The organism is Actinophytocola sp. (assembly GCF_036002505.1).
Classification (GTDB): domain Bacteria; phylum Actinomycetota; class Actinomycetes; order Mycobacteriales; family Pseudonocardiaceae; genus DASYTH01.
This window is the reverse complement of sequence record NZ_DASYTH010000421.1, coordinates 1-23809: the sequence shown is the minus strand read 5'-3', so window position 1 is coordinate 23809 and position 23809 is coordinate 1. Positions and strand designations below refer to the sequence as shown.

Annotated in this window: 12 protein-coding genes; 9 read left to right on the top strand and 3 right to left on the bottom strand. The window is 69.0% G+C overall.

Going from position 1 to position 23809, the window contains the following annotated elements:
- Positions 1-128: 128 nt before the first annotated feature.
- Positions 129-1001, top strand: a complete 873-nt coding sequence (locus tag VGR06_RS37375; RefSeq protein WP_327563949.1) for a tetratricopeptide repeat protein — start codon at positions 129-131, stop codon at positions 999-1001.
- A 1936-nt stretch (positions 1002-2937) separates the two neighbouring features.
- Here the strand turns inward: VGR06_RS37375 and VGR06_RS37370 are convergent.
- The 3 genes from VGR06_RS37370 to VGR06_RS37360 form a co-directional block, all read right to left on the bottom strand.
- Positions 2938-5904 (bottom strand): TIR domain-containing protein, encoded by a 2967-nt coding sequence (locus tag VGR06_RS37370; protein ID WP_327563948.1) that lies wholly within the window; start codon positions 5902-5904, stop codon positions 2938-2940.
- 704 nt (positions 5905-6608) lie between these two features.
- Positions 6609-6797, bottom strand: a complete 189-nt coding sequence (locus VGR06_RS37365; protein ID WP_327563947.1) for a hypothetical protein — start codon at positions 6795-6797, stop codon at positions 6609-6611.
- A gap of 604 nt (positions 6798-7401) precedes the next feature.
- A complete protein-coding gene (locus VGR06_RS37360) occupies positions 7402-7695 on the bottom strand; it encodes a hypothetical protein (protein WP_327563946.1) in 294 nt (97 codons plus the stop codon).
- Positions 7696-7941: 246 nt separating this feature from the next.
- Here VGR06_RS37360 and VGR06_RS37355 point away from each other — a divergent pair, with 246 nt between their 5' ends.
- The 8 genes from VGR06_RS37355 to VGR06_RS37320 all read left to right on the top strand — a co-directional run.
- Entirely contained in the window at positions 7942-8445 is a 504-nt protein-coding gene (locus VGR06_RS37355; protein WP_327563945.1) for a hypothetical protein, read from the top strand.
- A 109-nt stretch (positions 8446-8554) separates the two neighbouring features.
- The gene (locus VGR06_RS37350) at positions 8555-17752 is read left to right on the top strand and encodes a non-ribosomal peptide synthetase (protein ID WP_327563944.1); all 9198 of its coding nucleotides are present in this window, start codon (positions 8555-8557) and stop codon (positions 17750-17752) included.
- On the top strand, positions 17749-18882 hold the full coding sequence (locus tag VGR06_RS37345; protein WP_327563943.1) for an NAD(P)/FAD-dependent oxidoreductase: 1134 nt from the start codon (positions 17749-17751) through the stop codon (positions 18880-18882). Before VGR06_RS37350 ends, VGR06_RS37345 begins: the two co-directional genes overlap by 4 nt.
- Positions 18879-20003 (top strand): ferritin-like domain-containing protein, encoded by a 1125-nt coding sequence (locus VGR06_RS37340; RefSeq protein WP_327563942.1) that lies wholly within the window; start codon positions 18879-18881, stop codon positions 20001-20003. The genes VGR06_RS37345 and VGR06_RS37340 overlap by 4 nt, the downstream gene beginning before the upstream one ends.
- The gene (locus VGR06_RS37335; RefSeq protein WP_327563941.1) at positions 20003-21349 is read left to right on the top strand and encodes a TrpB-like pyridoxal phosphate-dependent enzyme; all 1347 of its coding nucleotides are present in this window, start codon (positions 20003-20005) and stop codon (positions 21347-21349) included. Before VGR06_RS37340 ends, VGR06_RS37335 begins: the two co-directional genes overlap by 1 nt.
- The gene (locus tag VGR06_RS37330; RefSeq protein WP_327563940.1) at positions 21349-22929 is read left to right on the top strand and encodes an aldehyde dehydrogenase family protein; all 1581 of its coding nucleotides are present in this window, start codon (positions 21349-21351) and stop codon (positions 22927-22929) included. Before VGR06_RS37335 ends, VGR06_RS37330 begins: the two co-directional genes overlap by 1 nt.
- Positions 22930-22940: 11 nt before the next feature.
- Positions 22941-23369, top strand: coding sequence for a hypothetical protein (locus VGR06_RS37325; protein WP_327563939.1), 429 nt, complete (start codon positions 22941-22943; stop codon positions 23367-23369).
- Positions 23359-23809: beta-hydroxyacyl-ACP dehydratase (locus tag VGR06_RS37320; RefSeq protein ID WP_327563938.1), on the top strand; the 451-nt coding region annotated here is incomplete at its 3' end. The genes VGR06_RS37325 and VGR06_RS37320, both read left to right, overlap by 11 nt.

Below are 23809 nucleotides of genomic sequence, written 5' to 3'. Positions count from 1 at the left end.
GTCAAACTCGAAGCCCGCACCGCCTACGGATTCCGCAACCCCACCAACCAACGACTACGCACCCGCTGCGCTACCACCCGACGAGCACGCGGATGCCTCAACCCCGCCTAACTTCGAAGAGCCGGTTTATGGCGGAGAACGACACGTTGCTCGCGATGATCACATTGGCGAGCAAGCATGGATTCAACGCGGGTGTGGACCGACTCGCCTGGGCTTGCGACACATTTCTCGGCCGTACCGGCCAACGCCACGAGCGTGTCGCCGCTAACCGGCTGGCACTGGACGCCGTGCGACGTTCCGGTGATCTCGCTGCCCAGATCAGGAACTTGTGGTCGCTATCCCGGGTGATCGCACGTATGGATGGATTTGTTGAGGCGACCGAATGCCTTGCCGAAGCGTCTGATGTGAACCAATCCGTGGGCGACGAGTACCATCAGATTGCGATCCATCTGGCTTATGTCCAGCTTTTGGACATTCAGAAGCGGCACGCCGAGGCGATATACCACGCGCAGCGAGCGCTGGACCTTGCACAACGTACGCCCAGCCAGATGTACCTGGCGGACGCCTTGACCGCCGTAAGCTGGGATCTAGCTCGGCTGGGAAGCAGCGTCGAGGCGCTGTCATCGTGCGAACAAGCACTCGAGATCTACTCGGAAATCGGGCATCCCGAAGGCAACGCATATGCTCTCCATGTTCTCGGCTTCATTCACCAGGAGTTGTGCAGCTACACGCAAGCCATTCGCTGCTATGAGCGTTCCATAGAGATCGATCGTGAGTTAGGCTGTCGATATTGGGAAGCCGTCGTGCTGGATCGCCTCGGGGGTGCGTACCACTCCCTCGGCGATGGTCGCCGTGCTCAATTGGCATGGCGGCAAGCCTTCAACATCCTCGACACCCTCCAGCATCCCGACGCTGAGGTCATGAAGGAGAAGCGTGTTGAGGGGCAAGTAAAAACGACAGGGAACCAGACGGCCAATGAGGATGGGTTGCAAGCCAATTGACACGGCCGCGCGGCTGCGAGCCATGCCGATGACTGTCGCCTCGGTTGGGAACCCAGCCCGCCGTCAAGGGTGTCGCTGCTGTGCAACGTGGTCGTACAGGGCGTGCTTGCCGGCGGTCCGCACGATCTGAAAGCTGGCTGATCCGGACCTGCGGCGGCTCGGGTCAACGAACAGCGCAGTCGACGGTCCGGCTGCGCCGTCGGTTCATCAACCGACCTGGGTGCCTGTTGTGTGGGCATTTGACGTCGAGGTGGTCCCACCTGCCGGGATTGGCCGCCTGGACAACGCGCCGGACAGAGACGGGTTGGATGTGGTGGCAGCCGGCGCGGGAGGGGTGCTGGTGGGGTCGGAGGAGCGGGTGGGCGAGGGTCAGGTCGAGCTGCCGGTGGTTGGTGGGACTGCGGAGGACGGCCGAGTTGGACAGGTCGGCGAGGGCGGTGGCGAGGAAGGCATCGCGCAGGACGTCCTCGTTGCCGGGTTGCAGGTTCGTTGCACGTCGGCGAGTAGCCAGCGCCCAAACCGAGCCCAGGGCGAATCGCTAGTGGAAGGGCACGCGGCGGGCGTACGGCACGGACAAAGGAGAACGTGCGTGCCGAGTACGGGTAGTCGCCGTCGGGCCGCGTGCGCCTGCTCATCGCCTCGCCGAGACGGACCGACGGGTCAAGGGAATGGGTCGATGACGTAAGACACGAACACCATCGCAACAACCGCGCGATGGGCTCCACGCTGAGAGCTACAGCATCAAGCGGGCCGTGATCACAAGCGATGAACGGCAAGACCGCTGTTCAGCTGGTCGCAGTTCTGTTGGGTGCCCCCGGCACGGCTCGAACCTGCGCCTGTACAGGGCGGGGGGCCCCATGCATGACCAGTAAACGAGTCAGTGTTGATCTTCATTCCGTCCCGTTCCCGCCCAGGAGACGCCACCAGACCGAAGTGGACGGTCTGGGCCGTCCCTAGAGATCGCCTGAAGCGGCAAAACCGCAAGCCAACGGTGGTGTCGGCCTGCGGTTTGTGGGTGCGCCGCCAGGGACTCGAACCCGAACCCGCTGGTTAAGAGCCAGCTCCGGAGCGTGACGACCACTGGCGCGGCATGCCGCTGAGTGTCATTTCCGCTGGTCAGCGACAAGTCTGAATGTCAGTGCACGCCGCGCCGTGTCGGGTGGTCCCGCCGCCGCCGAGCACCCATGGAGCACCCACGACGCCGTCACTTTGGTGGCCATCGGTCGGGCCAGGCTGCGGTAGCCGCAATGGGTTGTGCGGCTGGGCAGGGGCAACTGTCGAGCGACCATCGACGACAAGACCAGCGCTTACCGCTCTGTCACGGCAACGACGATGTGTCAACGGACATCTTGATCCTTCGCGTCCGCTGACAACTTCGCGTAGCGCGACGAGCAGGTCGCCGATCGCCCGAGGGCGGGTGACTGGCCGTCAGTCAGCACGCCAGGATGTTAGGCCAGAGCTATTGCCGGGCGACAGGACTTCGCCCGACCTCCCGCGATGGTGGTGGCCACCTCCCGGATCCGCTCGGGTGTGCCCGGCTTCGCACGTGACCCGGTCGAGCTCGCCTCCGAGCAGTTCGGTCAGCCCACCCACGTCGAGATCATGCAGCGGCACGACGTACCCGGGCGGATCGAGCACAAGTGCCGCGGCGCCGCACGTATGCGTATGCACCGAGCCGGTGCGCATACCCCTCCCTCGCTCAAGTGTGACAGACCGTTACCGACGAGGGTGAGTCTCGTGCGCCGCGGTCAGTCGCCGGAAGGTAACGCCCGCTTCTTTCGATGACCGTCCAACTTCATGGCTGTTGAACGGTGGGCCGTCGAGCAGTTTTGCTCGTATACCCCAGGGCGGCATCCAAGCTCAAGTAGAGAAGCTCGAGACCGTTCGTCTGCCAACACTCATCTGAGTGAACTAACGGAAGGAACATTCAAGCAAATTACGATCTTGCTTCCGGTGGGTTGCCAGCAGTGAGGGCGTGCTCCACGGCGCGGGCGAGTTCGACCAGGGTGCGATCGGCTTCTACCTTGGTCAGCTCGCCGAGCGTGGTAGCGCTCGGCATGCTCTGGAAGCGTGCGAGCTCGGGAATGTCGTGGAACCTGCTCGGTCCGACCAGCACTGGAATGATCCGGCAGCCGCCTTTCTCCGCGGCGGCCAGCAATGGGGGCAGTTCATCGGAGTGGATGTAGTCGGAACCAAAGAAGTCCGCACTGATGAGGAGTAAGGCGACCCGAGCGCGGTCGAGCGCCGCGGCGATCTCCTTGCGCCATACATCACCGGCGGCGATCCGGTCGTCCGTCCACGTTTCGACGGTCCCGGCGCGCTCTGACGGCCGCAGGTGCAGGCAGACCCGGTCCTTCCAGGCGGCGTCCTTGTGGCTGTAGGAAATAAAGACCTGGTTCCTCGGCACGGGCATCCGCTTTCCGGCTGCGTCAAGTAGCTCCGCTCGGCTCAGCTGGCACAGGTAGAAGACGAACTGTGGGTCATCGACCACGAGGCGATGGTTTCGCGGATCGTAGAAGACAAACTTGGACAGATTCTTGTGTTGATGGGCCAACCCGTCTTTCATACCGTCGATGAACACCCGTTCGATGGCGTCCCGCAGGTCTGGCCGCCGGTCGGCGAACGGCCCCAGGCGAAGAATCCCGTCGGAAGTCCTGGCGAGTTCCAGCAACAGTTCGATACACAACAGCTCGTCTGGATCGTCTAGGACGATGAAATCTTCCACCGTGCTTTGGAACTTGAGCCGCAGGAGCTCGGCAACTTTGACACGGGCACGAGCGATGTCCGTGTGTACTATGGTGGGAACATCGGCTGTCTTGTCGATTCCTGCCATCGTGACCATCGACCAGCACAGCATTTGAGCTGTCTGGAGGCTACCCATCGAAGCGATGGCAACCTCCACTTTGCGGTCGAAGATGATATTGAGCGCCGCTTCACCCTTTGTCATCATCTGCAGAAGAATCTCTTCGGACACCCGGCCGAGGCGGAACCGCCGGATTCGGGTTGCCAGGTCCGGGCTGAGGTCGATCAGGCCTTGGGCGGTGCCGGGTATCCCGACCAGCACGAGCTTGCCATCTGCGGCGTCGTCGTCGGCCAGAACCTTGAGATAGTCAGCGAGGTCATCCTGAAGGTCGGCCGGCAGACGCTGAAAATCGTCGACGGCCACCAGCCCGGTATGCCCACCGAGCAGCTGGCGAATCGTCGGTACATCGGCAGGCTTTCGAGCGCTCAACAGTTCGGGCTCGCGCAGCCGGTCGGCGTCCTGGTCGACCGCCTGCCGCAGGACGGTGGTTTTGCCGACACCCGCCGGACCCTCGAGAATCACGCCGAGCCCCGGCTGCCGCAACGCCATCCTGAACTCGAAGAAATCATCCGGTTCGACGAAGGTCGCTGTTGGCATGCCGGTCGGCTTGAACACCTCACCCAGTTCGAAGACCTGTCGCCCCACGACCGATACAGGTGGGACGGGTGCGATCTCCTCCCCGCGAAGGCTTCGCACCGCCAAACGGACACCGTTGACAATGTTCTTGATTGCTTCGTCCTGGCTGGTCCAGTGGCTGACCGGTACGCCGTTGCTCGGCAGGGCAGCCAGCCGGCCGAACGGCTGCCGTTCCCAGGACGTCGGTCGGAGAATGACGGGCAGGAGGATGACATCGCGATTGGCGAGCCGCCGGGTGAGCATACCCATCTCGGCGCTTGACCCGTACCCGCTGGCCAGCAGTGCCCGACTGACCAGGATCAGTACAATTTCGGCCCGGCTGGCCAGCTCATCGATATAGCTCTCGGTCTCCTCGTCCAACTGCCCGACCGGGCGGGACTCAACCGGGCACAGCGACTCCTCGGTCTCCAGAACCCGCAACGAGTTGCTCAGCTCCGTGGCGAAGTCGGCGTCCGGTAGGGCGTGGACGACGAGCGCATGTGGCCGCAGCCGGCCGGCCGAGCCTGGAAAGACCGGAATCACTGGAGTATCGGCGAGAGCCGGTTGGCCGGGATAGGGCGGCGCGGACCGCGGTTTGGCTCGTTGGCTCGTCCCGTCAATGAGACGTTGATGGGCCGTTCGCTCGTTGACACCCGTTAAATCAATGCGAACGTTCGAGGTCAGGACCGGGCTGTCTAGCGGTGCGACCCGGACCGGCAGAAGCCGGCTGTCGCGAAACGCAGCCGCCACCTCCGACATCGTCACCGCTGAACGGGCGAAAGCCGGAGACAATACGACAATGAGCCGGTCGGCACGGTCCAGCGCATCGCTCACCCAAATTGCGAAATTCTGACCTGGAGCGAATTCGGTTGCGTCAAGAAGGGTTGTGCAGCCGGCCATCTCGAGCTGCCAGGAGATCCATTCCGTCCAGGCTCGATCCATCGCCGCATATGCGATAAGGAAATCTGGACGACGGCTCCCGGGCCCGACGCGGATACGGTGGTTGGCCGAAACGTCGGGCAGGTATATCCAGGCGTTCGCCGTGGTCTCCTTGACCGCGACCCGCACCGGTTGGTAGGCGTCCGGATGGGTATCGCCGTGACCATCGCAGACTACCTCGTGGTAGTACCAGTCTGAGACGATAATTCCCAGCAACCCGGATGATTCGGCCATCGCTCGGCGCAGGTCGGCCGCTTCAAGCAGGCGGAACGCCAGGTTGATACCCACGCCGGTAGTGCCATGACTGTCGAATGCCACCTCTCCGGCGTGAACGGCCATCCGCAGCCGAATGCTCTGACTGACGGCGCGAACGGCGTTGTGCTGCCGTAGACCGGCGATGATCGCCTGCGGCAACGCGTCGACGAACAGGTGTTTGGGCACGTGGGGCGCGGCCAGAATGAACATCCCATCGCCCCGGTCCTCCACCAGACACTGGGACCACTCGATGCCCGCGCGCTCGAACGCGCTCGTCAACGTCTCGTACAAGCCCTCCCGGATGGCCAGCTGATGAGCACTAGTACGCCGCCGGTCCCCGAAACCGACAACATCCACAGCGACAATGGTCCGGTGTAGAGGCGAATCCATCGTTGACTACCTCGACTAACGCGTGACGAGCAACGTCGTGCAAGGTTACCTGACGAAAGACCGTGGCTGGGACGCGAGATGATTGTCCGCTCGATCCTATTCAGGCGGGCGAGCTTTCGGTCGTGGAGCAGCAGAGGGAGTGCCGGGGGTGCAGTTTTTGGCCTGCACGACCTGCCCGAGCCTCAGGGCGTGGTCGGCGATGGTAAGGCGGTGTGTCGGCGCGAGGACCAGCCAGGCGAGCACGTCGTCGAGGGCCGCGAGGCCGAACGGGCCGCGATGCCAGCGGGTTTGCGGCCGACCCGGTCGGCGCCCGGCTACCCGAAGCTGCGGGCGGTGTCCTCCTGGCCGTGGGTTAGGAGGTGGGCCATCACGTAGGGGCGCGGCGCCTATCACCGGCCACGATGGGGAACTGAGTGCGATGGCGAACAGGACCACCGGTGGCACAAGGGAACCGAGGCGAGTGACGTCGCACGGAACCCGATCGGAGAGCCGGTGCCGGCTGTGATCACCGCGACGCCCTTGGTGTGGTGGCGTAGCACCGATTTGAGCAGATCTGGTGCCACGCCACCACGGACGCGGCCGCCCAGCCGGTCGTGGGTGCAGGGTCATCCCACACCCTCCGGCACCGCGATCCGCTCGCCCGACCGCGGCGCGATGTCGGCCAAGGAAGGGCGACTCGCCGTCGCCGTAGCCGCCAGGTGGGCCCGCCAGTCCTCGACCGCGCCGGACAGGATGGCCATGGCCTGCCGGCTGACGCCGCGCCGGTAGAGCAGTTCCAGGTCCGGTTCGTCCACGCCGGCCATGAGAGTGCCATGTCGTAGGTGCTCTCCACGAGTGTGGCCGTTGAACATCCATGGTGGATAGACCGGCGTCCTATCCGGACATATCCGCCAATGGGGTCGGTGAACTGGAGCCCAGAGTTTCCTACTAATCTACGACGTAGAACAGTAGATGTCGCGGAGGCTTCCGTGAACCTGACGATGTGGCCGTGTCCGGGCCGCTGTTGCTGGCCGCGGTGCTCGCCATGGCAGCCGGAGCGGTATCGTCGCATGTCGTGCACGACCGTTTCGTCTACGCCGGGCCGTGAACAGCCTCAGGCCGAGGTTCGCACCGCGCGGGCGACCTGTTCGGTGGAGGTGAACGGGGTCGGGGGCAGCACCTGCCGGACGGTGCCGTCGCTCGCCACGAGGTAGCTCACCGGCACGTAGGGCGGCGCGTGCAGGGCCTGGGCCCGCCGCCGCCATCGTCCACAACGGACGGAAGGTGGACGCCAAGTGAGGTGAGCAGGGCCAGGCCGTCCGCCGGCGGGCTGAGGATCTGCACGCCGAGGACCCGTACCGCCTCGGGCGATGCCGCGTAGGCGTCCAGCACCCGCAGCTCGGTCCGGCAGACCTCACATCAGCTCGCCCACAGGTTGATCAATGTGGGCTGGCCGGCGAGAGCCGAGCCGAGCTCGACGCTCGTGCCGTCGCCGAGGCAGCTCGCCCGTACGCCACGCAGCACTCCCGGGCCGTCGCCCGATGGCGGGGGACAGGGGCGCAGACCGGCGCCGGTCCGGGCCGCCGTGAGCTCCACCGTCGCCGGGGATGCCCCGCTGCCCTCGTTGCCGGGCGGCACGAGCGGTACGGCCGTGACGATGGTGACGACCAGCGAGACCGCCGCGCACCTGTGCGTCCACCAGCTGCCCGGCACTGCTTCCTCCCGCAGGGATCTACTATGTGGCTACGTAGATGGTAGCGGGTGCGGGGTCACCATCCGAGGTGGATGGGTGACCGCTGCCAACGGCCCTTCCGTTCGGGTCTTCCGGTGCCGGGCGACGGAGACGAACGTCGGCAGGCGCAGGTTGTCACGAGCGGAAAGGCCTCACCACGTGCGCTTCCGAGGTTGACATCGCGGCTGGGCTCGCCGGTGAGGCAGGTGTCTCCGGGGAGGCCGACCATGACCGTCACACTGGTCACCCATCCCGCGCCGGCATGGTTGCGTGAGCTGGCCACCGCCCGAACCAACTACGAGGAACTCCACGGCTGGCCGGTCGCGGTCGAGGTGTCCAGCCGGAGCCTCACGCTCACGGCGGGGCAGGTCATCGACGCGGTCGGCATGCCGGCGGCGCTGGGTGAGCTGGTCCAGCTCCAGCTCCAGCTCATGATGCTGGACGGTCCGGTGATCGCCGGGCCCCGCGCCGGCTGGCTGACGTTCCTCGCCGAGCCGTCGAGCTCGCCGAATCCCATGCTGCCACCGGATCTTGAGGATGCCCTCGTCCGGCTGGCGCCCCGCGGCGAGCACGTGGTCGTCCCGATTGCCCGCGCCGTGCACCGGCTGCGCGACGTGCGCTGGCTGAACCCGCCCCGCCCGCGCCGCCGGCTTCCCGAATGGACGGTCGTCATCGGCGCGACCCGCCGGGTCGTGGCGACCCGGACCGCGCCGGACCGGCTGGCGGCGTGACGCCGATGCCCGGGGTAGCCATTGGGGCACCCCGATCGCGTCTTCGCGCCGCGGCCCGCCGGTACCAGCATTCGTCAGGCACGTTGTCGCCGAGCAGGGAGACCTCGCCATGTCGGTTGAGACCCGCAACGAGAACGTCGCCGGATACGTGTTCGAGCTGGTGCGGGAGATCCAGCTCGGTCAGGGTACGGATCCCGTGTCGCGGCCCGACGAGTCACTGCACCTGGACTCGCTGGCCGGGGTGGAGCTCAAGGCCGCCATGGAGTCCGACCTCGCGGTCGAGCTCGAGCTGGCCGACCTGCTCGAGTGCCGGACCGTTGAGGACATCACCGAGTTCGTGACGCGGGAACTCGCCGGTGACGCGGACGGCGGCGCGCGGCCCGCGGCGGTGCTGCCGGCCGTCGTCCCGGATCCCGGCGCTCGGTTCGAGCCGTTCGGGTTGACCGACCTGCAGCAGGCGTACCTGCTGGGCCGCGAGGACTTCTACGAGCTGGGCAACGTCTCGGCCGCGTTCTACGCCGAGGTGGACGTGGTCGGCGTCGACCTGGCGCGGCTGGAATCCGCGCTGCACCAGGTGATCGCGCGGCACGGCATGCTGCGCGCGGTGATGCTGCCGGACGGCCGGCAGCGGGTGCTCGAGGACGTGCCGCCTTACCGCATCGGCCTCGTGGACCTGTCCACCCTGCCGGAGCCCGAGCGCGCGGAAACGCTGGCGCGGGCCCGGGAGGAGCTGTCCACGCAGATCCTGCCGGCCGACCGGTGGCCGCTGTTCGACATTCGCGCGCACCACCTCGACGGGCGCCGCACCCGGCTGCACCTGTACTTCGACCTGCTGGCCATCGACGCGACGAGTCTCAAGCTCGTGGTCGCCGAATGGGTGGCGTCCTATCTGGACGACGGGTTCGTGTTGCCGGAGCCGGAGCTGAGCTTCCGCGACTACGTGGTGGCGGTGGAGTCGCTGACCGCCGGCCCGGCGTTCGAGCGGGCGCGGGGCTACTGGCTGCGCCGGCTCGACGAGCTCCCGCCGGCACCGGAGCTGCCGCTGGCGGTCGCTCCCGGCACGGTGCGGCGGCCGCGGTTCGCCCGCCGGGGTTTCCGGATGGACGCCGAGCAGTGGGCGCGCCTGCGGCTGCGGGCCGCCGAGGCCGGGCTGACCCCGGCGATGCTGCTGTGCGCCGCGTACTCCGAGGTGCTCGGCTGCTGGAGCGCGTCACCGCGGTTCACCCTGAACGTGACGGTCTCCGGCCGGTTGCCGGTGCACCCGCAGATCGGGCTGGTGCTGGGGGACTTCACCTCGCTGACCCCGCTGGCCTGCGACCTGGCGGCCGGCGCGAGTTTCCGGGACCGGGCCACGAAACTGCAGCGGCAGTTCCGGACCGACTTCGACCACCGCATGTTCAGCGGTGTCCGGGTGATGCGCGAGCTGGCCCGCGGCGGCGGTGCCAACCGGGCCGCCATGCCGGTGGTCTTCACCAGTGTCCTCGGTGAGGGGTTCGGGGCGGACGCTCTGCCGCCGTGGTTCGACGACCTCGCCTACAGCATCGCCCAGGTTCCACAGGTGCACCTGGAGAATCAGGTGTTCGAGGTCGGGGGTGTCCTGCACGTCAACTGGGACGCGGTGGAGGAGCTGTTCCCGCAAGGACTTCTGGACGCGATGTTCGCCGCGTACCAGCGGTTGCTGGTGGAGCTCGCCGCTGACGGGTCGGTCTGGGACCGCGACCGGCTCGGCCTGGTTCCCGACACCGATCTGTGGATGTGGGAATGGGTGAACGACACCGCGGGGCCGGTGCCGGCGCGGCGGTTGCACGAGTTGATGGACCGGGCGGTCGCGGAGCGGGACGGCGAGCCCGCCGTGATCGACGGTGACCGGGTGCTGACCTACGCCGAGCTGGACGAGCGGGCGACCCGGATCGCCCACCGGCTGCGGGCACTGGGGGTGCGGCCGAACCAGCTGGTCGCCGTGGTGATGGTCAAGGGCTGGGAGCAGATCGTTGCCGCACTGGGGATTCTGCGCTCCGGAGCCGCGTACCTGCCGGTCGACGCCGGCCTGCCGGCGCAGCGGATCGCCCGGCTGCTCGAGACCGGCCGGGTCTCCGTCGCGTTGACGCAGTCCGGCGTTGACGAGCGGATCTCCTGGCCGGACGGGGTTCGGCCGCTGCGGGTCGACGACGACGCCGTGTGGGCACGGGAAAGCACGCGGCCGCTGCGTCCGGTTCAGACACTGGACGACCTGGCGTACGTGATCTTCACATCGGGTTCGACCGGCCAGCCCAAGGGCGTGATGATCGACCATTGCGGGGCCGTCAACACGGTGACCGACATCAACGGGCGCCACGGAATCGGCCCGGGAGACCGGGTGCTGGCGCTGTCGTCGCTGAGCTTCGACCTGTCGATCTACGACGTGTTCGGGATCCTGGCCGCCGGCGGCACCATCGTGCTGCCCGACCCGGACCGGGCCCGGGATCCGGGGCACTGGGCGGAACTGATGGCCCGGCATCGGGTCAGCGTGTGGAACACCGTGCCCGCGCTGATGCAGATGCTCGTCGACCACGCCGGCGGACAGCGCCAACCGTGGGCGGAACACCTGCGGTTGGCGCTGCTGTCCGGTGACTGGATTCCGGTGTCCTTGCCGGACCGGCTGCGCGCGCTCGCCGATCCGATCGAGATCATCAGTCTCGGCGGCGCCACCGAGGCCTCGATCTGGTCGATCGCCTACCCCATCGACGAGGTCGACCCGGACTGGGTGAGCATCCCGTACGGCTGCCCGCTGACCAACCAGACCTACCACGTGCTGGACCACCGGCTGGCGCCGCGGCCGGCGTGGGCCCCCGGCGAGCTGTACATCGGTGGAACCGGGGTGGCGCAAGGCTACTGGGCGGACCCGGAGCGCACGGCGGCCAGCTTCATCACGCACCCCGAGACCGGCGAGCGGCTCTACCGCACCGGCGACCTCGGCCGGTACCTGCCGGACGGGACGATCGAGTTCCTGGGCCGCACCGACACCCAGGTCAAGATCAACGGCTACCGGATCGAGCTGGGCGAGATCGAGGCCACCCTGGCCGGTCATCCGCGGGTGCGCGACGCCGTGGTCACCACCCACGGCAGCCAGCTGCACGCCTACCTGACACCGGCGCTCGACGCGGTGTCCACCGTGGACTCGGCGGCGCAGGTCGGCAACTGGGAGCTGGTCTTCGACGAGATCCGGGACGGAGCCGGCGAAGCCGCGGACGGCGAGTTCGCCGGGTGGAACAGCAGCTACACAGGCAAACCGCTGCCGGTAGGGCACATGGCCGACTGGGCGGGTGCCACGGTCGAGCGGATCCGTGCGCTCGGTGGGCGGGAGGTGCTCGAGATCGGTTGCGGCAGCGGCATCCTGGTCCGCCGCCTGCTGCCGGGGTGTGACCGCTACATCGGCACGGACCTGTCCGGCCGGACCCTGCGTGACTTGGCGGGCATGCTCGATCCCGCGCTGGCGGACCGGGTCGAGCTGCACCACGTGGGGGCGCACGACGCCGCGTCGGTGGTGCGCCGGTCCGTCGACGTCGTAGTGATCAACTCGGTGGCGCAGTACTTCCCGGACGTGGCCTACCTGCTGCGGGTGATCGAGTCGGTCGTTCCGCTGGTGCGCCCGGGCGGAGCGATCTTCGTCGGAGATGTCCGCAACCTGCGGCTGCACCGCGTGTTCGCCTGCTCGGTCGAGCTCGAGCGGGCGGCGGCCGACCTGCCCGACGACGAGCTCGCCCGGCGGGTCCACGCCCGCCTGGCCGCGGAGCCGGAGCTGCTCGTCGCCCCGGAGCTGTTCCTGGCACTCCTCGGCGAATACGCCGACATCGCGGGCGTCGACATCCTGCCGCGGCTCGACCGCCACGACACCGAGATGTCGCGCTTCCGCTACGACGCCGTGCTGCGCGTGGTTCGGCAACCCGAACCGCTGCCCGTGGACACCTGGATCGACGTCCACGGTCGTGACTTCGACGACGAGTCGCTCACGGCCATCCTGAACGGCGGGCCGGTGACCTCGTTCGGCCTCGCGGGGGTGCCGAACGCCTGGACGGTGCGGGACGCCGAGGCACTCAGGCTCATGGAGCTCGGTCTCGGCTACTCCGTAGCCGAGCTGAGCGAGGCCGCCGAAGGCCGGGCGATCCGCGGAATCACGCCTGGTGCGGTATGCGCGCTCGCCGCCGAGCTGGGGTGGGCGACGTTCCCCAGCTGGGTCAAGTCCTATGAGGATGGTGCGTTCGACGTCGTGTTCCGCCGTGATGGCCGGACGGGCCGGCACGATTTCGGTGCCGTGCCAACCGGTGCCGACCTCTCCCGCTACACCAACGACCCCCGCGCCGCGCGGGTTCGGGGCGCGCTGGAGCGGGAGGCCCGGGCGTGGGCGGCGGATCGGCTCCCGGCTTACATGCTGCCGAGCGGCTACATGATCCTGGATTCGTTGCCGTTGACCGGAAATGGAAAGGTGGACCGGGCCGCGTTGCCCGCGCCCCAGCTCGTGCGGGACGGCCACGATGCCGTCGCGCCACGGGGTGAAACCGAGATCGCGCTGGCCGAGGTGTTCGGCCAGGTCCTCGGGCTCCGCCAAATCGGAGTCCACAGTGGATTCTTCGAACTCGGCGGTGACTCGATCATGGCCGTCCGGCTGGTCGCGGCCGCCGGTGAGCGGGGCCTGGAGTTCTCGCTGTCCGAGTTCTTCGCCAACCCCACGGTCGCCGGGCTGGCCGAGCTCGTGGACGGGCGGGCCACCGGCGGCGAGGTGCTGTCCCTGCCCGTGCCGGCACCCGATCCCGGAGCCGAGCTGGAGCCGTTCGGGCTGACCGACCTGCAGCAGGCCTACCTGCTGGGGCGCAACGGATTCTACGAGCTGAACGCCGCCACGAACTTCTACGCCGAGGTGGACCTCGTCGATGTCGACCTCGCCCGGCTGGAAACCGCGCTGGCCAAGGTGATCGCGCGGCACGGCATGCTGCGTGCGGTGATCCTGCCGGACGGCCGGCAGCGGGTGCTGGCCGAGGTGCCGCCGTACCGCCTCGACATGGTGGATCTGTCCGGACTGCCCGAGCCGGAGCGCGCGGAAGCGTTGACCGAGGCCAGGGAGCGGTTGTCCACCCAGATTCTGCCCACCGACCGGTGGCCGCTGTTCGACATCCGCGCGCACCGTGTCGACGCGCACCGCACCCGGCTGCACATCGCCGTGGACCTGCTCATCTTCGACGGGAGCAGCCTGGGCATCTTCATCGCCGAGCTGTTCGCGTCCTATCAGGACGGTGCGCTCGCGCTGCCCGTTCTGGAGCTGAGCTTCCGGGACTACGTGGTGGGCGTGGAGTCCTTCGAGTCCGATCCGGCCTTCGAGCGGGCGCGGGACTACTGGCTGCGCCGGCTCGACGAGCTGCCGGCGGCGCCCGAGCTGCCGCTGGCCTTCGCGCCGGGACAGGTGGAGCGGCCGCGGTTCGTCCGCCGCGAGTTCCGGCTGGACGCACCACGCTGGACGAGCCTGCAGCAGCGGGCCGCGGCGGCCGGGCTGACGCCGTCGATGGTGCTGTGCGCGGCCTACGCGGAGGTGCTCGGCTGCTGGAGCGCCACGCCGCGGTTCACCGTCAATGTCACGGTCTCCGGCCGGTTGCCGGTGCACCCGCAGGTCGGTCAGGTGCTGGGGGACTTCACCTCGCTCATCCTGCTGGCCTTCGACACGGACGCGGGGAGCGGCTTCGCCGAGCGGGCTTCGGCGGCGCAGCGCCAGTTCTGGAGCGACTTCGACCACCGCCTGTTCAGCGGTGTGCGGGTGATGCGCGAGCTGGCCCGGACCGGCGGGACGGCCCGGGCCAGCATGCCGGTCGTGTTCACCAGCGTGCTCGGGGACGCGAATCTCGATGCCGCGGCTCAGATCGGCGACCTGGTCCATACCTCCGTGCACACCCCGCAGGTGTACCTGGACCACCAGGTCTTCGAGGTCGCCGGTGAGTTGCGGGTCAACTGGGACGCGATCGAGGAGCTGTTCCCGCAAGGACTGCTGGACGCGATGTTCTCCGCCTTCGAGCGGCTGGTGCACCGGCTCGCCGACGACGAGTCGGCATGGCGGCCGGGGGAGCTGGATCTGGTGCCTGCCAACGATCTTGAGACCTGGGCGCGGGTCAACGACACGGCCGGACCTCGGCCGTCGCTGCTGCTGCACGAGTCCATGGAATGGGCGGTTTCGGCGCTGCCGTACAACGCGGCGGTGATCGACGGCGACCGGGTGCTGACCTACCTCGAGCTGGACGAGCGGGCGACCCGGATCGGCCACCGGCTGCGGGCGGCCGGGGTGCGGCCGAACCAGCTGGTCGCCGTGGTGATGGACAAGGGCTGGGAGCAGGTCGTCGGCACTCTGGGGGTTCTGCGCTCCGGCGGCGCCTACCTTCCGGTCGACCCGGCTCTGCCGGCCCGGCGGATCGCGCGGTTGCTCGAGGACGGCCAGGTCACGACCGTGCTGACCCAGTCCACCGTGGACGATCGGATCGAGTGGCCGGACGGGATCCGGCGGTACCGGGTGGACGACGACGCCGTCTGGGCCAGGGAAAGCATCGCGTACCTGCCGCGGGTGGCGGCCGCGGAGGACCTGGCGTATGTGATCTTCACGTCGGGTTCGACCGGCCGGCCCAAGGGCGTGATGATCGACCACCGGGGCGCGGCCAACACCGTGGCGGACATCAACCGCCGCTTCCGGGTCGGCCCCGGCGACCGGGTGCTGGCGCTGTCCTCGCTGAGCTTCGACCTGTCGGTCTACGACGTGTTCGGGATCCTGGCCGCCGGCGGCACGATCGTGCTGCCCGACCCGGACCGGGCCCGGGATCCGGGGCACTGGGCGGAGCTGATGGTCCGGTACCGGGTCAGCGTGTGGAACACCGTGCCGGCATTGCTGCGGCTGCTCGTCGACCATGCCGGTGGCCGCCGCCCGCCATGGGCGGAGCATCTTCGGCTGGCGCTGCTGTCCGGTGACTGGATTCCGGTGCCGCTGCCGGACCGGTTGCGGGCCCTGGCCGATCCGGTCGAGATCGTCAGCCTGGGCGGTGCGACGGAGGCCTCGATCTGGTCGGTCGCCCACCCGATCGGTGCGGTCGACCCGGATTGGGTGAGTATCCCGTACGGGTGCCCGCTGACCAACCAGACCTGCCACGTGCTGGACCACCGGCTCCGGCCGCGGCCGGCGTGGGCGGTCGGCGAGCTGTACATCGGTGGAACCGGGGTGGCGCAAGGCTACTGGGCGGACCCGGAGCGCACGGCGGCCAGCTTCATCACGCACCCCGAGACCGGGGAGCGGCTGTACCGCACGGGTGATCTCGGCCGGTACCTGCCGGACGGGACGATCGAGTTCCTGGGCCGCACCGACACCCAGGTCAAGATCAACGGTTACCGCGTCGAGCTGGGTGAGATCGAGGCCACCCTGGCCGGTCATCCGCATGTCCGCACCGCCGTGGTCACCATCCAGGGCAGCCAGCTGCACGCGTACCTCCTGCTCGGCACCGACGAGTCCGATGTGGACGAAGGCGAGGTTGCCGGGTTCCTGGCCGAGCGGCTGCCCGACTACATGATCCCGGCCCGGTTCGCGGTGATCGACGAGCTTCCGTTGACCGGCAATGGAAAGGTCGACCGGTCCGCGCTGGCGCCGCTGACCGCCGGCGACGCCGAGCGGGAGATCGTGCCGCCCGGGTCGCCGGTGGAGAAGCTGTTCCTGGACATCTGGCGGGACGTCCTCGGCCTTGACGTGATCGGCGTGACCGAGCGCTTCGCCGAGCTGGGCGGTGACTCCATGCTCGGGCTGCAGGTGATCGCCCGGGCGAGCGCGTCGGGCTGGCGGGTCACCCCGCAGGACTTCTTCACCCACCCGACCATCCGCGAGCTCGCCGGCGCCGCGGTCGAGGCCGGCGGCCAGGACGCTCCGGCGGACGACGGCGGGCCGGTTCCGCTGAGCCTGATGCAGCGCACCTTCTTCGCCCAGGACATCGAGGATCCGAGCCACTGGAACTACGCGTTCCTGTTCGAGCTCGGCACTCCGCTCGACGCCGGCGTGCTCCGCCGCGCCGCGGCCGTGGTGGTCGGCCACCATGCCGGGCTGCGCACCGGCTTCGTCCACCGGGACGGGGAATGGCAGGCCTGGATCGCGGGGCGCGACGTCGCGGAGTCCGTGCCGGTCGAGGTGGTCAGGCTGACCGGCCTGCCACCCGACGGTGTGCGCGCCGCGATCGAGGACATCGCGGCGGACCGGCAGCGCCGCTTCGACCTGGACCGCCCGCCGCTGCTGCGGATCGTCTACTTCGACGGCGGTTTCGAGGCACGGCACCGGCTGCTGGTTCTGGGCCACTGGCTGGTGTGGGACAACTACTCCACCCGAATCTTCTTCGACGACCTGATGTCGGCCTACGGACAGCTCGCCGCCGGCAGCCCGGTTTTCCTGCCTCCGGTGACCACGCCCCTGTCCGCCTGGCTGGCCGAGCTGGAGCGGCACGCCCACTCGCCGGCGGTGCGGTCCGAGCTGGACCACTGGCGGCGGCAGGCGTCCGGCGCGCCCATCCCCACCGATCGCGACGGCGTGAACTCGCTGGAGAGCGTCCGCACCGTGGTGACCGCGCTCGACCCGGACCGGACGGCGGGCCTGCTCGCGTTCGCCGCGGACACCGAGACGAGCGTCGCCGACGTGCTGCTGACCGCGCTCGCGTCCACCGTGGCCGGCTGGGCCGGCGGGCACTCGGTTCTCGTCGACGTCGAAGGCCATGGGCGCGAACCACTGTCCGCGGACGTCGATCTGTCCCGCACGGTTGGCCGCCTCTCGGTCCGGTACCCCCTGGCCATCGATCTGTCCGAATGCGACGATCCGGCGGGGACGCTGGCGGTCGTCGCCGCGCGGCGGGCCGGGGTGCCCGCGGGTGGCATCGGGTACGGGCTGCTGACCCGGGTGTCCGGAGATCTCGTGCCGGCCGCCGCCGCGCCGGTCTGCTTCAACTATCTCGGGCGGATGGACGGCATGTTCCGCGACGAGGTTTTCCGGCTCGCCGCCGAGAACCCGGGGCCGCAGCACAGCCACGGCGGGACCCGCGGCCACATGCTCGAGCTGTTGTCCGCGGTCGTCGACGGCGAGCTCGTCGTCGGCGTCAGTTACAGCGCCGACCTGCACGACCGGGCGACCGTGGACGCGTTCTGCGACGCGCTCCTGGACGCCGTCGCCGACCTGGTACCCGCCCGGTACGCGACCCGGGTAGGCGAGCGGACCTCCGGGCACCGCGCGGTGTCCAGCGTTCTTCGGTCCTGGATGGACGGAGGGGAGTCGAGATGAGCTCTGCGCACGTGCTGGTCGTGGGCGGCGGATTCGGCGGGTTGGACGTGGCCGTCGCGGTGAGACGCCGGCGGCCAGACACGCCCGTCACGCTGGTCAACCCGTCCGCCCACCTGACGTACCGGCCGTGGCTGATCTACCTGCCGGCCGGGGAACGCCAGCCCGCGGACCTCCGCGTGCCGCTCGCCGGCCTGTCCCGCTTCGGCATCACGTTGCTCGTGGACAGTGTCACCACGCTCGACCCACAGGGGACGACCCGGCTCGCCTCGGGCGAGCACGTCTCCTTCACCCACGCCGTCGTGGCGACCGGGGCGCACTCGGACCCCGGCCTGTTCCCGGGTTCGGCGGACCACGCGTTCTTCCCGTGCGACACCGCCGAAGCCACCCGGTTCACCGAGGCGTTCCGCCGGCTCGAGAAGGGTCAGGTCACGGTCGTCATCGCGGGGGAGCGGCCGGGCCCCGGTCTCGAGTACGCCGGATGGCTGGTGCGTGCGCTGGAACGCGAGGCCGGCCGCCGCGCGATCGGGGTGCGCGTCGTCGACGCGGAGGGGCGGCTGGCGGCCGTGCTCGGGCCGCGCGCGCTGTCCCGGGTGGCCGACCACTTCACCAGCCGTGGCCACGAGTTCGTGACCGGCGCGACCGTGCTGAAGATCGGGCCGGACGGCATCCGGTTGGCCGGCGGGCAGATCCTGGGCTCGGACCTCACCGCCGTGGTCGGGCCGCTCCGAGGACACGACCTGGGATTACCGCCCGAGGCCCTCGACGACCGCGGCTTCGTCCGGGTCGACCGGAACCTGCGCAGTCCCCTTCACCCCACGCTGTTCGCGGTCGGAGACGCGGCCGCGGTGCCGGAAGGGCGCACGCTGCCCAAGTCGATGATCATGGCACGGAGTCAGGCTAAAACGGTCGCGGACAACGTGCTCCGGAGCCTGGAGGGGGTGGATCCGAAGCCGTTCGACTTCGACAAGGCCCGGCGGTCCGTGGTCGCGATGCCCGACTTCGGCGGGCGGACCGTCTTCGTCAAGAACCAGAAGCTGATCATGTCCGGCCGGCTGCCACTCGTGCTCCGGTCGCTCATCGACAAGTCGTTCTTCCGGACGCACGACTACGGAACCGAGGAGGGGTCATGAGCACGCACCGCTATACCGTGCCGGTGGACCAGACCAAATGGGAGCTGCCGGACCGCCGGTCCACGATTTCCTTCAACTGGGAATACGACGAGGGGCGCGACCGGCTGCTGAGCCTGTACGAGAAGGGTAAGGACCGGCAGTGGAACGCCGCAGACCGGATCGACTGGTCGCTCGGGGTCGACGTGACCGACACCGACCTCAGCCCGGACGAGTACGTGCCGATCTTCGGCTCGCCGCTGTGGGACCGGCTGTCCCGGGCCGACAAGGACCTGGTGCGGCTGCACGCCACGTCGTGGACGAACTCCCAGTTCCTGCACGGTGAGCAGGGCGCGCTGATCTGCGCGGCGAAGATTGTCGAGACGGTGCCGGACGTGGACAGCAAGTTCTACGCCGCCACCCAGACCATGGACGAGGCCCGCCACGTCGAGACCTATGCCCGGTTCATCAACGACAAGCTCGGCCTGGCCTACCCGATCAACCCGCACCTGAGGACGCTGCTCGACCACACGATCAGCGACTCCCGCTGGGACTTCATCTACCTCGGCATGCAGGTGATGATCGAGGGCGTGGCGCTGGCCGCGTTCTCGATGATCCGGGACTTCACCGAGGACCCGCTGAGCAAGTCCATCAACGCCTACGTGATGCAGGACGAGGCCCGGCACGTGGCGTTCGGCCGCCTGGCTCTCAAGGACGCCTACGCCGAGCTGAGCGACGCCGAGCGGGCCGAGCGCGAGGAGTTCGTGATCGAGGCCAGCTATCTGCTGCGGGACCGGTTCCTGCTGCGGGAGGTCTGGGAGACCCTCGGCTTCGACGCGGACGAATGTGTGTCCTATGTGGACAAGCAGCAGATGATGGGGCACTTCCGGCGGGCGCTGTTCAGCCGGGTGGTGCCGTGCGTGAAGGACATCGGCCTGCTCGGCCCGAAGGTGCAGAAGGCCTTCGCCGACATCGGCGTGCTCGAGTTCCAGGACCTCGATCTGGACGAGTTCTCCGACGCCGACGAGCGGATCGCGGCCGAGATGGAGCAGATGCTGGCCGAGCGCCGGCAGACCGGGTCCATCGCCGACAACGGCTCGCGCGCCTTCGACCTGGCCACCACGGTCGCCGCCGGGGATGACTGATGGTGCCGGGGAAGGCCCTGGAGCGGATCGACCTGCCGGTCGAGCGCATCCCGGACCGCTGGTACAACGTCATTCCCGACCTGCCGAGGATGCCGGAGAAGTACCTCGACAACCGCACCGGCCAGCCGGTGACCCAGCGGTACATGGAGCGGCTGTTCACCCCGGCGATGGTCGCCCAGGAGTCCTCGATGGAACGGTGGATCGCCATCCCCGAGCCGGTCCGGGCCGCCTACGCGATGTGGCGCCCGACCCCGCTGATCCGGGCGATCGGCCTGGAGCGGCAGCTCGGCACCCCGGCCGAGATCTACTTCAAGTACGAGGCCACCTCGCCGACCGGCAGCCACAAGCTCAACTCCGCGTTCGCCCAGGCCTACTTCGCCAAGCGGGGCGGTCACCGCCGGCTGGTCACCGACACCGGCGCGGGCCAGTGGGGCTCGGCCCTCGCGCTGGCCTGCCGGCTCATGGGCCTGGACCTGACCGTCCACATGGTACGGGCGAGCTACCATCAGAAGCCTTACCGCCGGCACCTGATGGAGACCTACGGCGCCACCGTGCGGCCGAGTCCGGGCGTGCACACCGCGTTCGGCCGGGCACTGCTCGCCGAGTACCCCGACCATCCCGGCAGCGAGGCCACCGCGGTCTCCGAGTCGATCGAGTGCGTGCACGGCGACGACGGGGCCCGCCTGGCCGTCGGCGCGTTCTCCAACCACTGCCTGCTGCACCAGACCGTCATGGGCCTCGAGCTGCGGGAGCAGCTGGCGATCATCGACCGGGCGCCCGACTACCTCGTCTCGTCGGTCGGGTGCGGCTCGAACATGGGCGGCATGGTGCTGCCCTTCGTGGAGGACAAGCTCGACGGCGCGGACATCACGTTCCTCGCGGTCGAGCCGGAAGCCTGCCCGACGCTGACCAAGGGCGAGTACCGGCTGGACTTCGCCGACGCGTCCGGCGAGGGCCCCAGCGTCCACACCTACACGCTCGGGCACGAGTTCGTGCCGCCGCCGATCCACGCCGGCGGCCTGCGCTACCACGGCTGCGCGCCGCTGATCGGGCTGCTCCGGCACGAGGGGCTGCTCGACGCGGTCGCCTACCCGCAGACACAGGTGTTCGACGCCGGCAGCACGTTCGCCCGGATTCAGGGCTACCTGCCCGCGCCGGAGACATGCCACCCGATCCGGGCCGTGATCGACCTGGCCGCGCAGTGCCGGGCGAGCGGGCGCAAGGCGACGATCGTGTTCTGCTACAGCGGGCACGGACTGCTCGACCTCGAGGCCTACGCCCGGCACAACGCCGGCGAGCTGCGCGACGTCGAGCCCGAGACGTTCACCGCGGAGGTGGCGGCGTGATGCGAACCTACCCGCTCTACCTCGACGGCCAGGACGTCGAGACCGGCAAGTGGATCCACACGGTGGCGGCGTCGGCGTTCCTGCGTGACAGCCGGGCCGCGTTCGACCTGAAGCGCGCGCTGGACCTCGACCGGGGCGCGGTGCCGACGTCCGATGTGGCCGGTCGGGTCGCGATCGGCGACGACAGCCACAACCTGCGGGCGATCGCCGCGGCCCGGGCCGCCGCCCGCGGCTACCGGGAGCTGCCGCTGGAGACCCGCCGCCAGATCCTGCTGGACTTCCACTACGCCCTGCTGGAGCGGGTCGAGGAGGTCATCCAGATCCTGGTGGCGGAGGGGCACCCGCGCCGGCTCGCGCAGTGGGAGCTCAGCGGCGTGCTCCGGGCCACCGACCCGGACACCATCGACTGGTACGTCAGCCAGCTGCACCAGGAGTTCTTCTCCGCCGGCCGGCTGCTCGAGCTGGTCCGCCGGCCGGATGGCGTGGTGTGCGTGAACCCGCCGCAGAACGCGGCCGGATCGAACTCGGTCATGGGCATGTTCGCCCTGCTGGCCGGCAACACGCTCGTGGTGAAGGCACCGCGCAGCAGCCCGCTGAGCGTGCTGTACCTGTACCGGGACGTCGCCGCGCCCATCCTGGACAAGCACGGTGCGCCGCCCGGCACGCTGAACATCATCTGCGGCTCGTCCCCCCGGATCGTCCGGACCTGGCTGGACAGCCCCGACGTGGACGACATCCTGTTCTTCGGCGACAGCACCGCGGGCCTCAAACTCGGCCGCGAGGCGGTTGCCCGGGGCAAGAAGCCGATCCTCGAGCTGGCCGGCAACGACGGCTTCGTCGTATGGCACGACGCGGACCTCGAGGCGGCGGCCCGCGCGTTGACCGAGGCGTACTACGGCTCCGGCCAGATCTGCATGGTGCCCAAGTACGCCGTCGTCCATCCATCCATTGTGGACGACTTCCTGCGGCTGTTCGTGCCGCGGGTGAAGGCTTTGCGCCCCGGATACCCCGAGGACCCGGACACCGTGCTCTCACCGGTGCTGAAGGCCGACCGCTACTTCGACTTCCTCGCCGAGGCGACGGAGGCGGGGTGCCCGGTGCTGTGCGGCGGGCGGCGGCTCGACGTCGAGGGCAACCCGGCGATCGACGGGGCGTTCCTGGAACCGACCGTGGTCCGGGTCGACGGGCTGACCGATGCGCGCCGGCTCTCGTGCGTGCGGGAGGAGACGTTCTTCCCGCTCCTGCCGGTCGTCGTGCCGGCGCCCGCCGAGAACGCCGTGCTGCTCGAGCGGATCGTCGGGCTCCTCAACGCGAACCCATACGGGCTCAGGAACTCCGTGTGGACATGCTCGGACGAGGTGGCCGGCACGATGGCCGCCGCCGTGGTCAACGGCGGCCTGCTGAAGATCAACGACTCGCACATCGGCTTCACCTCGTACCTGGCCACGCACGGCGGCACCGGCCTGACCGGCGGTCCGTTCGGCGAGCTCAACTACGCCGGCCTGCGCACCACGCACCTGCAGGGAATCTGCTGGGGCGACGGCGATCCCCGGCCACTCGAGCCGGAAGTACTGAGATGAGAGGAGGAGCGATGACGAAGGTATCCAACGTCACGCCGATAGCGGCCCCGCTGCGGGCGGTCGACGAGGTCACGGTGGACCGTCTCGAGTACGGCTGGCGGATCCGGGCCAGCAAGGCGATCTCCGTGACGGATCCCTATATGGAGGGCCATTTCCCGCACGCCACGATCTATCCGGGCGTGTTCGTCCTGGAGAGCCTGCGGCAGGCGGTGTCGGACGGTCTCGGCGTGAGCTGCGAGGTCGAACACGTCGGTTCCGCCCGGTTCCTGTTACCTCTGGTGTCGGGTGACACGATGCTCATCGACGCTACCGTGGAACCCGTCACCCAGCAGGCGTTCGAGGTGACCGCGACCGCCGCCATCGAGCACGTCGGCATCGCGGCGAAGCTGCGGGTTCTGTTCTACCGCAGCGAGGTTGCCGAGGTGGCCGATGCGGCTTGACCACGGCGCGATCCGCGCCCTGCTGCCGCACCGCTTTCCCATGCTGCTGCTCGACCGGGTCGACCACGTCGTGCCCGGCGAGCGGCTCCACGCCACGAAGGCGATCACCGCGACCGAGCCCTGTTACCGCGACCTCCCCGACGGCGTCCCCCCGTCGGCCTACGCCTATCCGGTTCCCCTGCTCGTCGAGTCTCTCGCCCAGGCGGCCGGCCTGCTCTGGCTGCTGAGCCCGACCTCGCCCGACCCCGACCATCTGCTCATGCTCACCAGCCTGCGCAATGTCCGCATCGAGTCCCGGGTCTACCCCGGCGACGTCCTCCGCCTCGAAGCCATCGTCGGCCACATCGGCAAGGACGCCGCCCACGGCCGCGGCGAAATCTGGTCCGGCGACCGGCGCATCGCCACCATGGGCAGCTTCCTCGCCGTGAGCCGGCCTCGTA